The following is a 13,866-nucleotide window of genomic DNA, read 5'->3' on the forward strand; positions in this document are numbered from 1 at the left end:
AAAAAAACCGGCCCGATGTTCACGAGCCGGTGTGGAGCAAACGCGGGTTTTACAGTGTCGCCATTACTTTGCGCGCGGCGGTAATGGTATGTTCGATGTCTTCATCCGAAAGCGCGGCGCTGGTAAAGCCGGCCTCAAAGGCAGATGGAGCCAGATAAACACCCTCCTTCAACATGCCCTGGAAGAACTTCTTGAAGCGTTCCACATCGCAGGCCATGACCTGGTCAAAACGGGTCACGGACGACTCGCTGGTGAAGAAAAAGCCGAACATGGCACCCGCTGACTGCACCGCCAACGGGATACCGACCTCATCCGCCGCCGCCTTCAGGCCATCCCGTACCTTGTTGGTTTTCTCTGTCAGCCGATCGTGGAACCCGGGCTCGGAGATAGCGTTCAGGGTAGTCAGGCCCGCGGTCATCGCCAGCGGGTTGCCACTCAGAGTACCGGCCTGATACACCGGGCCCAGTGGCGAAATGTGCTCCATGATGGCCCGCTTGCCGCCGAATGCGCCAACTGGCAGGCCGCCGCCAATGACCTTGCCCAGAGCGGTCAGGTCCGGAGTTACCCCGAACAGCCCCTGGGCACCGCCCAATGACACCCGGAAACCGGTCATCACTTCGTCAAAAATAAGAACCGTGCCGTGATCATCACACTCTTCCCGCAGACACTCGAGAAAACCGGGCACCGGCGGAATGCAGTTCATGTTGCCGGCTACGGGTTCAACGATAATCGCGGCCACCTGGTCGCCGATCTCTCTAAAGGTTTCTCGAACATTATCGATATCGTTGTAGGTCAGGGTAATAGTGTGTTCGGCCAGGCTGGCCGGAATCCCCGGGGAGTTGGGCACGCCCAGCGTCAGAGCGCCGGAGCCGGCCTTGACCAGCAGCGAATCCACGTGGCCGTGATAGCAGCCTTCAAACTTCACGATCTTGTCTCGGCCGGTGTAGCCGCGAGCCAGGCGGATGGCGCTCATGGTGGCTTCGGTGCCGGAGTTGACCATGCGTACCAGTTCAATGGACGGTACCAGTTCGCACACTTTTTTCGCCATCTCGGTTTCAAGGGCGGTGGGTGCGCCGTAGCCAATACCCAGATCTACCTGAGCGTGCAGAGCGGCTTTGATGCGAGGGTCTGAATGCCCCAGAATCATTGGTCCCCACGACCCGATGAAGTCGATGTAGCGGCGGCCGTCTTCGTCATAAAGATGGGCGCCTTCGGCATGATTGAAAAACACCGGAGTGCCGCCGACACCTCGGAATGCCCGCACCGGGGAATTGACGCCGCCGGGGATGTATTTCTGGGCCTCTTCAAATAGCGTTTCAGAGTGAGTCACGGTTAGCTCCTGTCAGTTGGAAAGTGTGCAAGCGGATGGTGGGTCGCAAATAGTCGGGTAAACATTCTGGCCTTGTGTTCGATCTCATCAGGCGTGCCCCCGAACAATCCGCCCACCACGGCCAACAGGTCGGCACCCGCCCGGATCAGTGGTTCGCCGTTGTCGAGGGTGATGCCGCCAATGGCGGTGACTGGCAGTGCCAGCTCTTTTGCGTCGGTCAGAACGTTAGTATCGGCGGCTGGCGCGCCAGGCTTGGTGGTCGAGGTGTAGAAACGGCCAAACGCCAGATAGTCGGCGCCATTCGCCTTTGCGGTTTCGGCGAGGTCCAGGCGGTGATGGCAGGTGATACCAATAATGGCATCTGGCCCGAGCAAAGCTCTGGCGCCCGCCAACGTGCAATCATCCTGGCCAAGGTGCACGCCCGCTGCACCCACTCGTTTGGCGAGTTCCGGGTCGTCGTTGATCAGCAACGGCACCCCGGCATTTCGGCAAAGACTGTTCAGAGCGCTGGCCTGGTTCAACCGGTCGACCGCCGTTGAGGCTTTGTCTCTGTACTGCACCAGCACGGCGCCACCCTGCAAAGCCGCCTCGACCGAGGCTATAAGCCGGTCGGGTGGGGTCAGTCGATTGTCAGTAATGGCATACAGCCCGGGTGAGAATGTCTGAATTATCGTTCCCACATAATGCCCCGGTCTGGTACCCGTTGGCCTTTGCCGACCGTCAAGGCGTGCAGCAGCGTGCGATGAACATAGTTCTGGGCCTGGGAAATCGCCGCTCTTGGCGAAAGACCACTGGCTCGCCCCGTGGCGATGGCGGCAGCCAGTGTGCAACCGGTACCGTGGTATTCGTTCAGGCCGACACGCTCGACTTCCCAGTGCATGGGCTCGGGGGAATGGTTGTACAGGGTATTGATGATATGAACGCCGTTGCCATGCCCGCCGGTGGCCAGCACCGACACACAGCCGCCGTCCAGCAGGTTCTGTGCGGCTTGGTCAGGATCGTCGCTGGTACCAAGCTGAGCCAGCTCAATGCCATTGGGCGTAATCATTTCGGCTCTCGGAAACAGTTTCTGTTTCATCGCCTGCACCAGGGCGTCATCAGCCAGATCGCCGCCGCCGGCGGCCTTGATCACCGGGTCAACAATCAACGGCAGGTCTGACCGGGAGTTGAGAAATTCCACCAGCACGTCCACCACCGCTGCGTTTCCCAAAGCGCCGGTCTTGATGGCGTGTATCGGTACGTCCTTGGCCAGACATTGCAGTTGTTGACGGATCAGGTCGGGATTGACAACCTCGGCGCCGTAAACATTGCCGGTGTCCTGCACAGTGAGGCAGGTGAGCACCGGCAGGGGATGCCCACCAAGCGAAGTTATCGCCTGAATATCGGCCTGGATACCGGCTCCGCCGGAGGGGTCAAGACCTGACAGTACCAGTACTTGGGGACGGGTGTAGCTTTTGATGATGCGCCTCCTCAGAAAGGTTTTACAACAGCCAGAATCACCACGGCCAGCAGGACCAACACCGGCAACTCGTTGAACCAGCGGTAAAAGACGTGGCTGCGGGTGTTTCTGTCATCACGGAACACTTTCACCAGATGACCGCAATAGAAATGGTAAACAATCAGTATCGCTACCAGTGCCAGCTTGGCGTGCATCCAGCCCATGCTGAAATAGCCGGACACATTATAACTGATCAGCCAGACGCCGAAGATCACCGTGGCAATCATCGAAGGGGTGGTGATGCCCCGGTAGAGTTTGCGCTCCATGACCTTGAAACGTTCCCGCCCGGGTTGATCCTCACAGGCGGCATGATACACAAACAGTCTTGGCAGATAGAAAATGCCGGCAAACCAGCACACCAGTGAAATTATATGGAAGGCTTTGACCCACAGCATCCGTCAGCTCCGTCGGTATTGGTAATAACTTTCGATGTCAGATTTAAGTACCACACCATAAACCCGCTGGATCATCGGGGCCACATGACGTTGTACGTATAAAGCCTCAGCCTGGGAGCTGTCGAACGCGTTCAGGGCCTCCTCGAGAGTGGCCTGGTATTGGACCGGGGCGACATCCCGCCGGTTGGCAGGGATGTCCATCAGATCAACGGTTTCCGGTGCGTCGATACCCTCTTCGGCCACCTGCTTGGCGCTGTCCTCCAGAAAGCGGGCCAGATCGACTGCCGGCAACAGAGCGGTGGGCCCGTTGCTGCCGTCTACCAGTAGCCATTTGGGCTCCGACTTGAGAGCCTTGCGGGCTTCCTCCGGAGTAAGCTCGCGCTCGGTTCGCAGAATGCTCCGATCCATGATCGCGCCCACCGATACCCGGCGCAGTGCCTGGATGACCGGTGAGCTCTGGTAGCTCAGGCCCTGATTCTTGAGCACTGTCAGGAACAGCGATTTTTTGCCAAAGGCTTCGCTCGTCACCAGGCTGGAGGTGGTGATAATCAGCATGCCGGGCAGAATGATGTTCGGATTCCGGGTAAGTTCCATCAAGGCCATCAGTGCCGCCAGGGGGGCCTGCAGAACCGCCCCCATCATCGCCCCCATGCCGAGCATGGCGTAAAAACCCACGGATGACGCTTGCTCCGGGAAAATTTGGGCACCAATCAGCCCCATGGCGCCGCCAAGGGTTGCCCCCATAAAGATGGTCGGGCCGATCACCCCGCTGGGCATGCCCAGACCGATAGAGAGTCCGGTAATCAACAGCTTGGCTACGCCCACACCCAGCAAAAGCCAGAAGCCAAGTTCGCCGTTAATGGCATCGCTAACGGTGTCGTAACCGATGCCCATGGTTTCCGGAACCACGATGGCAAAGGGTACCATCAGCAAGCCGGCAATGGTGAGTCGTAACAACACCGGCCGGTGATGGTGCCGGCCCATGCTGTCAACCAGATGAATGAAGGCCGCGGCGGCAATACCGATGATCACGGCGATGGCCAGTATCCAGGGAATTTCCGCCAGTGAGTTCATGGTCAGGGCCGGCACACTGAAGGCCGGTTCTGAGCCGTACATCAACTGGGTAATAATGGCGGCGCTGACCGCCGCCAGAATGATCGGGGTGAAGCCAGCAATGGTGTACTCCATCATCACCACTTCCATGGCAAAAATGACGCCGGCAATCGGGGTGTTGAAGGAGGCCGAAATGGCCGCCGCGCAGCCACAGGCTACCAGGGTTCTGATGCTGTTGTTGGGCAGTCGCATCCATTGCCCCATCAGGCTGGAAAACGCCGCGCCCAGGTGCACGGCAGGGCCTTCCCGGCCTGCAGACTGACCGGATACGACGGTGGTGACTCCGGCGACAAATTGCACCACGGCGCTTTTGAATGAGATGTAGCCCTGATGGTAATTCAGGCGCTCCATGATGTGGACGATGCCGACCTTCCGGTCGTGGATGGCCAGCCTGTGCAACAGCAGACCAAGGCCTAGTGCGCCCGCCAGGGGTAAAAGGCCACGGGTGAGAATGTCCAGTTCCTCAAAGCTTTCTGAACCCGCACCTGGCAGGAAATGCTCCAGAGGCCACTCGATCGCGAATCGAAACAGCAGAATCACGGCCCCGGTGACCACGCCGGACAGCAAGCCAAGAACGGCAAGCTGCGGCAGGGCGTCCACTCCGGACAGTCTCCTCCGGAAAACGGCGGTCAGCTGTTCAGTAATCTGTCGCCTGAAATTACGCATTAGCGCGAGGTTCCGGTTCGGGTGGCTGGTCCTTCAGAAGGTTTCTGACAACATTGTAACCGTGCACCTGCAGGCTGCAATAAGTCCTTGGATTATCATGGTAGACTAGCTCGAAATTCTGACCAGACCACGCTGGAGATTAGAGTGATCAAGATAGGCATCGTTGGGGGTACCGGATACACGGGTGTTGAGCTGTTGAGACTGCTGTCAGTGCATCCTGACGTCGAGGTGAAATGCATCACCTCTCGTTCAGAAGCCGGTATGCCGGTGGCTGATATGTACCCCAACCTGCGAGGTCATTTTGACCTGGCCTTCTCCGAGCCAGACACTGCCGTGTTGTCTCAATGTGATCTGGTATTTTTCGCGACTCCCCACGGTGTCGCCATGCGCATGGTGCCAGAATTAATGAAGGCCGGCGTTCGGGTAGTTGATCTGTCTGCGGACTTCCGGCTTAAAGATCTGGATGTCTGGAGCCACTGGTACGGTATGCCACACGAAACTCCGAAGTGGGCTGAAAAAGCGGTTTACGGCTTGCCAGAGGTGGTTCGTGACGAGATCCGCGAGGCTCAGTTGGTGGCTAATCCCGGCTGTTACCCAACCGCCGTTCAGCTTGGCTTTCTGCCTTTGCTCGAGCACGGCCTGGTCGATCCCGCGCGTCTGATTGCGGACGCCAAATCCGGTGCCAGCGGTGCCGGTCGCCAGGGCAGCATCGGGATGCTGCACGGTGAAGTGGGCGAGAGCTTCAAGGCTTACGGGGCCTCTGGCCACCGACACCTGCCGGAGATTCGTCAGGGCCTTAGCCAAGCTGCCGGTAAAGCCGTTGGTGTGACCTTCGTGCCGCATCTGGTGCCGATGATTCGCGGAATTGAAGCCACGCTTTATGCCGAGCTGTCAGACCCTGCTGACTTTGAGCGGTTGCAAACGCTCTACGAAGACCGTTATCGAAACGAGCCGTTTGTGGATGTTATGCCGTTCGGCAGCCACCCGGAAACCCGGAGTGTCCGTGGCGCTAACCAGTGCCGGATGGCTCTGCACCGGCAAGAGCAGAGCAATATTGTGATCGTATCCTCGGTGATTGATAACCTGGTCAAAGGCGCAGCTGGTCAGGCGATTCAGAACATGAACATCATGTTCGGTCTTGATGAAACGCTGGGTCTGAAGGCTCCGGCTCTGCTGCCCTGAGGATCAATCGTGAGCGACATTCGCAAGCCTGCGGACGAATATGTGGTTATCCGTCATCGGCCCGGTTATCGCCTGCGCCGTACCCTGATTCTGTTGGTGTTCACCGTGGTTGCGGCCGTGGCCGGCTACGCAGCCGGTCTAGCCCAGGGCGGTTTCCGGTTTTCGTCAGCAGAAGCCACCAATGAGGTGTTGGCTCAGGATGTCGATGCGCTGCAGGATCAGTTCCGCAAGGCCCGGCAACAATTGGTCAATCTGGAACGTGGGCGAGCGATTGACGAACAGGCCATGCGCGAAGCGCGCAACACCATCGTCGGGCTTGAAACTCGTATTGCCGAGCTTGAAGCGGATCTAACGTTCTATCGGAATATCATGGCGCCTTCTGAGACCAGCAAGGGGCTTCAGGTAGACAGCTTTATGCTGGTAGCGGCCAGGGGTGACAGCACATATCGCTTTAAAATGGTGCTGACTCAGGTCGGCAATAACAACAGTTTCATTACCGGCCAGGTTGCGATCAATGTAATCGGAACTCTGGGCGGCGAGAGAGAAGTAATCGCACTGCGCGATCTGTCAGAAGATATTGAAGATCTGGGGGTCAGGTTCCGGTTCAGGTACTTCCAGGATGTGGAAGGTACGTTGGTTCTTCCGGGCGACTTTGAACCTCTTGAAATTCAGGTTGTCGCACAGGCCCAAGGTAGCAATGCCTCCAAGGCGGAGCGAACATTCGATTGGACAAAGTTAACGGAGAGCTGAGACATGCTGGGAAAGAAAAAACGGAAACCGCGTCCCTCGACAGGGCATTTCGATACCTTGATTTCGTCCCGCACCACCATCGAGGGTGATGTGCATTTCTCGGGTGGCTTGCACGTGGACGGCAAGATCAAGGGCCGGGTGCTGGCGGAAGATGGCAGCGATGCGGTTATCCGCCTTTCCGAAGTCGGGGAGATAACCGGTGACATTACGGCGCCTCACGTCATTGTCAACGGCAAGGTAAACGGTGATGTGCGCGCCTCCGGTCACCTGGAACTGGCTGAAAAGGCGGCGATTAATGGCAGTGTTTACTACCGACTGATTGAAATGGCCATGGGGGCTTCTGTCAATGGCAATCTGGTACGCCAGGACGAATCCAGTGGCTTGCTGACTCACGATAAGTCATCTGGCCTCGAGGAAAATCAGGCGTCCGAGGATGAGGGTAAATCCGAATAGTTGACTGGAATAGTCGGGAATACCATAATCTCTCAAGCGCTTTATTTTCCGGAGGCATATCTTGAGTGTAGTTCAGCAACAAATGGCCGTACCGCTGTTTTTTAGTGACAGTGCCGTCGCCAAAGTGCGCGAATTGATCGAGGAGGAAGAGAACCCCGATCTCAGGCTGCGTGTCTTTGTGACAGGCGGAGGCTGCTCCGGATTCCAGTATGGTTTTTCTTTTGATGAGAGTCAGGAAGAGGATGATACCGTCGTTGAGCGCGATGGTGTGAAACTGCTGGTAGACCCGATGAGCTATCAGTACCTTGTGGGTGCCACAATTGATTATCAGGAAGGGCTCCAGGGTTCCCAGTTTGTGGTTCAGAACCCGAATGCCAGCTCCACCTGCGGGTGCGGCAGCTCATTCTCGATCTGACTCAGGCCGGGTAAATCGCACCCAACACCCTTGGTCCTTCGGCGCCGGTTACTTCGGGCAAATTGCCGGGCAAGCCTTTCAGTGTTTGTCTGGCGAGCCAGGCAAACGCCACTGGCTCAACCCATTGTGGATCCAGTCCCAGCTCTGCGGTGGTGGACAAAGCTACTGATCCCAAGCCTACTCTTAGCTCATTCATCAGCAGCGAATTAAACGTTCCTCCTCCACACGCGTAGACTGTCATGTTTGCAGATTCCTGAGGCATCTGTCTGAGAATCGTGATGACGGTCAGTTGTAGCAGGGTTCTCTGAATATCAGCGGGTGGCAGCTCAGCAAAGCGCTGCAAATGGGTGTGAATCCAGTCAAGATTGAACCGTTCTTTCCCCGTACTTTTTGGTGGCGTTTTGCTGAAGTAGGCGTCTGAGAGCATGCTTGCCAGCAGTTCCGGATGAGCGGCGCCTTCGTTGGCCAGGAGCCCATTGTCATCAAAGTGACGACCGGTCTGGTCAAGACACCAGGCATCAAGTAGTGCGTTGGCGGGGCCAGTATCAAAACCGACGACCGGCTTGCGGCCAGCGGCAGGTAGCCAGGTGATGTTGGCAATGCCGCCCAGATTCAGAATGCAACGATCCTGCTCGTGAGAGCCAAATAACCATTGATGAAAGGCGGGTACTAAGGGCGCTCCTTGGCCTCCGGCGGCCAGATCCCGGCTGCGAAAGTCGGTAACGGTGGTGAGCCCCGTTGTTTCGGCAATACAGGCGGCATTGCCAATCTGCATTGAAAATGGCGCTGGTCCGGTGGGTTGGTGCCGGATGGTCTGGCCGTGACTGCCGACACCCTGAATCTGCTCTCGGGCAAGGCCGGAACGGTTGATCAGCTCAGTAGCCGACCTTCCGAAATGTTGACCTGTCAAGGTGTCAAGCTCTCCGAGCTCGTCGGCATCGGCCTGGTTTCGGGTAGCCAGCAGGAGCCTTTGCCTGAGCTGTTCGGGGTAGGGCAGGGAGAAGGTGTCCTTGATCGTCAGGCTTGTATCATTGAGAGACACCAGCACAGCATCCACTGCGTCCATGCTGGTGCCTGACATCAGGCCAAGCCAGTAGCTCACGATCAGTTATCCGAGGCCAGGGCCAGTTGGCGGCCACCCTCGCGGAACACATCGAATTGCGCGAGTCTTTGATCTGTAAGATGCCTGAATCTGGCGATCTCTGTGCCCGGAACCGGTTTGGCATCCGGAAGCTTTACTGTGCGGGAGTTTTTGGCGACGCCATTGACCCGGAATTCATAGTGAAGATGCGGACCGGTGACCATGCCGGAAGAGCCAACATGGCCAATTGTGTCACCCTGCTTTACCCGGGAGCCATTTTTAATGCCTTTGCCCAGTCGGCTCATATGAGCGTAAAGAGTCGTGATGTTGTCGCCGTGTTGCAGGATCACGGTACGACCGTACCCGCCTTTCCAGCCAGCAAACTGGACTCGGCCAGTGCCGGCGGCTTTGATTGGGGTGCCCGGAGCTGCTGCATAATCAGTGCCTTCGTGGGGCCGAACCACATTTAGAACCGGATGCCGGCGCTGAAGATTGAAGGGCGATGATAGCCGGGCATTGATAGGTACTCTCAGAAAGGCTTTGCGCATACTTGTGCCTTCCGGCGTGTAGTAGTCGCTGTCGCCATCAGTATCGGTATACAGCAGGGCGATGTTTTCATTGCCCCGATTGATGAAACGAGCTGAAAGAATTCGGCCGGTGTCGAACTTTTCGCCGTCCAGGTACAATTCTTCGTAAACGACCTCAAAGCTGTCGCCTTTTCGGACGTCGTAAACAAAGTCGATATCCCAGCCAAAAATACCCGCCAGTTCCATGGTCAACCGATCGTTCAGTCCTGCGTCCCTGGCTGCAACATAAAGAGACCCGTCAATCACACCTCTAGCAAAGGCTGGACGAGGTTCGGGTTTCCGGACTTCTGTTTTGCCAACAAACCCGTCCTCGGTCCTGGAGATCTTGAGGGCTTCAAGTCGGCTGCGTTGCAGTTCGACTGCGGCCAATTGACCTTCACTATCAATACCGAAGCGAATGTCCTCACCTGCGTACAATCGCTGGAGTTTTGTTGCTTCCCCTGCTCCGTGGATGACAGTCAGCATCACGCCATCGTTGAATCCCGCATTTCGGAACAGGGACGACAAGGTGTCGCCGGATTTGATGCGGAATTCATGCCAGTCAATTTCGGGAGTGCCTGATGTGTTTTCTGCTTTGGTAAGCATTTCAGGCGGTGATTGCTTATCACCTTCAACGCGAGTCGCGGTTGACGCGTCCAGTTCTTTAGCAGAACTTACACCAGCCAGGGGCGCGCCTGATACCAGTCCCTGTTCAAGATCAATGGTGTAAGACATGCGTTTGGCTTCAACGTCAGCGCTTGGGCTCATAAGCACGGCTGCACTTACAACAACCGTTGCCGCTGCCGCCAAAGTAATGTGTGTTTTGGGGAAAGTTTTAAACACGTTGTACACCCATTTGTGTCGGTATTTCGGCCATTTGTACTGGCCAATTAAAGCGCCAATTCACGTATAGACCAACAGATTACCGTATATGACATTGTCAGGACAGTATCGAACATTACGGTCAGCGGGGCCTGAGGTCGTACAAAACGACGTCCCGCTGGTATAATGCCGGTCCATTTATGCTCTTATTGATCGAAAACTGAGCATCCATACTTTACCAAGGGTGGCGGTTAATCACAGATTTGTTTTGTAGAAGTCTGTAACTGTTCAGCCCGGACACCAAATCAAAACTGGGGAATAGAGGTTCATGACATCAATTGAGGAGGCGTTGGCCGTCATCAAGCGCGGCATTGACGAACTGATTCCTGAAGAGGATTTGATCGCAAAGCTTAAAGAAGGTCGGCCACTTCGAATCAAGGCTGGTTTTGATCCGACCGCGCCTGATTTGCACCTTGGTCACACTGTTCTCATTAACAAGCTGCGCCAGTTTCAGGATCTGGGCCACGAAGTGATCTTCCTGATCGGTGATTTCACCGGGATGATTGGTGATCCGACGGGTAAGAGCGCTACCCGGCCGCCTCTTACCGAAGATCAGGTACGCAAGAACGCCACTACTTATAAAGAGCAGGTGTTCAAAATTCTGGATCCTGCCAAGACCCGGGTTGTATTCAATTCAGAGTGGATGGGCAAGATGGGGGCTGCAGACATGATTCAGCTCGCTGGCCAGTACACCGTTGCCCGAATGTTGGAGCGAGATGACTTCACCAAGCGCTATCGGGCAGAGCAGCCCATTGCCATTCACGAGTTTCTCTACCCTCTTATTCAAGGTTATGACTCTGTGGCGCTTGAGGCTGACGTTGAACTCGGGGGCACCGATCAGAAGTTCAACCTGCTGATGGGTCGGATTCTCCAGAAGCACTACGGCCAATCGCCGCAGGCCATTATCACCGTGCCCATATTAGAAGGTCTGGATGGCGTGCAGAAGATGTCCAAGTCTCTGGGCAACTATGTTGGCGTCAGTGACTCACCGGGGGAAATGTATACCAAGTTGCTTTCCATGCCTGACGAACTACTGTGGCGTTACTTTGAGTTGCTCAGCTTCCGGCCAATGGCCGAAGTTGACGCGTTCCGTGCCGAGGTGCAGTCGGGCGCTAATCCTCAAGCGTTTAAAAAGTTGTTGGCAGAAGAACTGATCACGCGGTTCCATGATGAGGAAGCGGCCAAGACGGCGCACAAGTCTGCGGGCAATCGTGTTGCGCTTGGCGAGATTCCGGAAAATGTGCCCATGATTGAGGTGTCATTGGAAGGGCAGGCGGATATTCCGATGGCAGCTGTTTTGCGCCTGGCGGGTCTGGTAAAGAATGGCGCTGCGGCGAGGGATGTGCTCGGGCGTGGTGCCGTCTATATAGATGGCAGGCAGTTTGAAGGCGAGCGTAAGTTTGTTAAGGGTGACGACTGCGTGATTCAGGCAGGTAAGAAGAAGATCGCCAGGGTGGTGATCGTCGGCTGACCGGCGACATTTTTGGTCAATCTGAAGTTTTTTCAGATTGACCGTTGACACCCAAGCTGAGGTCTGTAGAATGCGCATCTCGCTTGAGGGACAGGCCGCTGAAACGGCTCGGAACTGAAGCGATAACTGCTTGAAAGGTTTGAAGAAAACGGTTTTAAAATTCTTCGAGAAAGCGGTTGACAAGGTGGCGGTTCAGTGTAGAATGCGCACCTCGATTAAGCAGTACGCCGATGAGTTTTTCGGCCGTTTCCGGAGTCGGAAGCAGCGAAAAATAAACGGTTGACAAGGTCGCGGAACGATGTAGAATACGCCACCTTGATTGAGCCACGGCTCAAACGCTCTTTAACAAGTTAACCAAGTAATTCGTGTGGGCGCTGGCCGAGGTATTTCGGATATGAAATATCAGGACAGTGACTCGTCGAACATTGAGTTTTGTCTTGAGCAAGATTAAAGGATCTTCGGATTCTTGTATGATTTAAACTGAAGAGTTTGATCATGGCTCAGATTGAACGCTGGCGGCAGGCTTAACACATGCAAGTCGAGCGGAAACGATGGGAGCTTGCTCCCAGGCGTCGAGCGGCGGACGGGTGAGTAATGCTTAGGAATCTGCCCAGTAGTGGGGGATAGCCCGGGGAAACCCGGATTAATACCGCATACGCCCTACGGGGGAAAGCAGGGGATCTTCGGACCTTGCGCTATTGGATGAGCCTAAGTCGGATTAGCTAGTTGGTAGGGTAAAGGCCTACCAAGGCAACGATCCGTAGCTGGTCTGAGAGGATGATCAGCCACATCGGGACTGAGACACGGCCCGAACTCCTACGGGAGGCAGCAGTGGGGAATATTGGACAATGGGGGCAACCCTGATCCAGCCATGCCGCGTGTGTGAAGAAGGCTTTCGGGTTGTAAAGCACTTTCAGCGAGGAGGAAGGCTTTCAGACTAATACTCTGGAGGATTGACGTTACTCGCAGAAGAAGCACCGGCTAACTCCGTGCCAGCAGCCGCGGTAATACGGAGGGTGCAAGCGTTAATCGGAATTACTGGGCGTAAAGCGCGCGTAGGTGGTTTGCTAAGCGAGATGTGAAAGCCCCGGGCTTAACCTGGGAACGGCATTTCGAACTGTCAGACTAGAGTGTGGTAGAGGGTAGTGGAATTTCCTGTGTAGCGGTGAAATGCGTAGATATAGGAAGGAACACCAGTGGCGAAGGCGGCTACCTGGACCAACACTGACACTGAGGTGCGAAAGCGTGGGGAGCAAACAGGATTAGATACCCTGGTAGTCCACGCCGTAAACGATGTCAACTAGCCGTTGGGACTCTTGAAGTCTTAGTGGCGCAGCTAACGCACTAAGTTGACCGCCTGGGGAGTACGGCCGCAAGGTTAAAACTCAAATGAATTGACGGGGGCCCGCACAAGCGGTGGAGCATGTGGTTTAATTCGACGCAACGCGAAGAACCTTACCTGGCCTTGACATCCAGAGAACTTTCCAGAGATGGATTGGTGCCTTCGGGAACTCTGAGACAGGTGCTGCATGGCCGTCGTCAGCTCGTGTCGTGAGATGTTGGGTTAAGTCCCGTAACGAGCGCAACCCCTATCCCTGGTTGCTAACAGGTAATGCTGAGAACTCCAGGGAGACTGCCGGTGACAAACCGGAGGAAGGTGGGGATGACGTCAGGTCATCATGGCCCTTACGGCCAGGGCTACACACGTGCTACAATGGCGTGTACAGAGGGCTGCCAACTCGCGAGAGTGAGCCAATCCCTTAAAACACGTCGTAGTCCGGATCGCAGTCTGCAACTCGACTGCGTGAAGTCGGAATCGCTAGTAATCGCGAATCAGAATGTCGCGGTGAATACGTTCCCGGGCCTTGTACACACCGCCCGTCACACCATGGGAGTGGATTGCACCAGAAGTAGTTAGTCTAACCTTCGGGAGGACGATTACCACGGTGTGGTTCATGACTGGGGTGAAGTCGTAACAAGGTAGCCGTAGGGGAACCTGCGGCTGGATCACCTCCTTAAACGAAGCCGAATGCTTCGGTCAGAGTCCACACGAATTACTTGGTT

General features: G+C 55.9%; 12 protein-coding genes and 1 rRNA gene. 6 read left to right on the forward strand and 7 right to left on the reverse strand.

Translation table 11 applies throughout. The annotated features are described in order from the left end of the window. Positions 1-49: 49 nt before the first annotated feature. The 5 genes from hemL to C7H08_RS02725 are packed head-to-tail and all read right to left on the reverse strand — an operon-like array spanning position 50 to position 5,002. Positions 50-1,330 (reverse strand): glutamate-1-semialdehyde 2,1-aminomutase, encoded by a 1,281-nt coding sequence (gene hemL / locus C7H08_RS02705; protein ID WP_106670199.1) that lies wholly within the window; start codon positions 1,328-1,330, stop codon positions 50-52. Between the two features lie 2 nt (positions 1,331-1,332). Further along, the gene (thiE, locus tag C7H08_RS02710) at positions 1,333-2,010 is read right to left on the reverse strand and encodes a thiamine phosphate synthase (protein ID WP_106670200.1); all 678 of its coding nucleotides are present in this window, start codon (positions 2,008-2,010) and stop codon (positions 1,333-1,335) included. Then, on the reverse strand, positions 1,998-2,762 hold the full coding sequence (thiD, locus tag C7H08_RS02715) for a bifunctional hydroxymethylpyrimidine kinase/phosphomethylpyrimidine kinase (RefSeq protein ID WP_106670201.1): 765 nt from the start codon (positions 2,760-2,762) through the stop codon (positions 1,998-2,000). The genes thiE and thiD overlap by 13 nt, the downstream gene beginning before the upstream one ends. A 38-nt stretch (positions 2,763-2,800) precedes the next feature. Next, positions 2,801-3,223 (reverse strand): protoporphyrinogen oxidase HemJ, encoded by a 423-nt coding sequence (gene hemJ, locus C7H08_RS02720; RefSeq protein ID WP_106670202.1) that lies wholly within the window; start codon positions 3,221-3,223, stop codon positions 2,801-2,803. Between the two features lie 3 nt (positions 3,224-3,226). Next, positions 3,227-5,002, reverse strand: coding sequence for a chloride channel protein (locus C7H08_RS02725; protein ID WP_106670203.1), 1,776 nt, complete (start codon positions 5,000-5,002; stop codon positions 3,227-3,229). Positions 5,003-5,146: 144 nt separating this feature from the next. Here C7H08_RS02725 and argC point away from each other — a divergent pair, with 144 nt between their 5' ends. The 4 genes from argC to erpA all read left to right on the forward strand — a co-directional run bounded on the left by argC (position 5,147) and on the right by erpA (position 7,802). After that, positions 5,147-6,184, forward strand: coding sequence for an N-acetyl-gamma-glutamyl-phosphate reductase (gene argC / locus C7H08_RS02730; RefSeq protein ID WP_106670204.1), 1,038 nt, complete (start codon positions 5,147-5,149; stop codon positions 6,182-6,184). Between the two features lie 9 nt (positions 6,185-6,193). Beyond that, complete coding sequence (locus tag C7H08_RS02735) at positions 6,194-6,934, forward strand: DUF6776 family protein (RefSeq protein ID WP_106670205.1); 741 nt, start codon at positions 6,194-6,196, stop codon at positions 6,932-6,934. Positions 6,935-6,937: 3 nt separating this feature from the next. After that, positions 6,938-7,387 (forward strand): bactofilin family protein, encoded by a 450-nt coding sequence (locus C7H08_RS02740; RefSeq protein ID WP_106670206.1) that lies wholly within the window; start codon positions 6,938-6,940, stop codon positions 7,385-7,387. Positions 7,388-7,469: 82 nt separating this feature from the next. Further along, positions 7,470-7,802: an iron-sulfur cluster insertion protein ErpA gene (erpA, locus tag C7H08_RS02745; protein WP_197072536.1), complete on the forward strand. Its 333-nt coding sequence runs from the start codon at positions 7,470-7,472 to the stop codon at positions 7,800-7,802. A gap of 1 nt (position 7,803) precedes the next feature. Here the strand turns inward: erpA and C7H08_RS02750 are convergent, their stop codons facing one another. Further along, positions 7,804-8,904: an anhydro-N-acetylmuramic acid kinase gene (locus C7H08_RS02750; RefSeq protein ID WP_106670207.1), complete on the reverse strand. Its 1,101-nt coding sequence runs from the start codon at positions 8,902-8,904 to the stop codon at positions 7,804-7,806. A gap of 2 nt (positions 8,905-8,906) precedes the next feature. After that, positions 8,907-10,292: a peptidoglycan DD-metalloendopeptidase family protein gene (locus C7H08_RS02755; protein ID WP_106670208.1), complete on the reverse strand. Its 1,386-nt coding sequence runs from the start codon at positions 10,290-10,292 to the stop codon at positions 8,907-8,909. Positions 10,293-10,599: 307 nt separating this feature from the next. On the opposite strand from C7H08_RS02755, the gene tyrS reads away from it, so the two are divergent. Together tyrS and C7H08_RS02765 are read left to right on the forward strand one after the other, a co-directional pair. Beyond that, on the forward strand, positions 10,600-11,802 hold the full coding sequence (gene tyrS / locus C7H08_RS02760; RefSeq protein ID WP_106670209.1) for a tyrosine--tRNA ligase: 1,203 nt from the start codon (positions 10,600-10,602) through the stop codon (positions 11,800-11,802). 477 nt (positions 11,803-12,279) lie between these two features. Beyond that, a 16S ribosomal RNA gene (locus C7H08_RS02765) occupies positions 12,280-13,820 on the forward strand. Positions 13,821-13,866 lie beyond the last annotated feature (46 nt).

It is taken from the genome of Marinobacter halophilus (genome assembly GCF_003007685.1).
GTDB classification, from domain to species: domain Bacteria; phylum Pseudomonadota; class Gammaproteobacteria; order Pseudomonadales; family Oleiphilaceae; genus Marinobacter; species Marinobacter halophilus.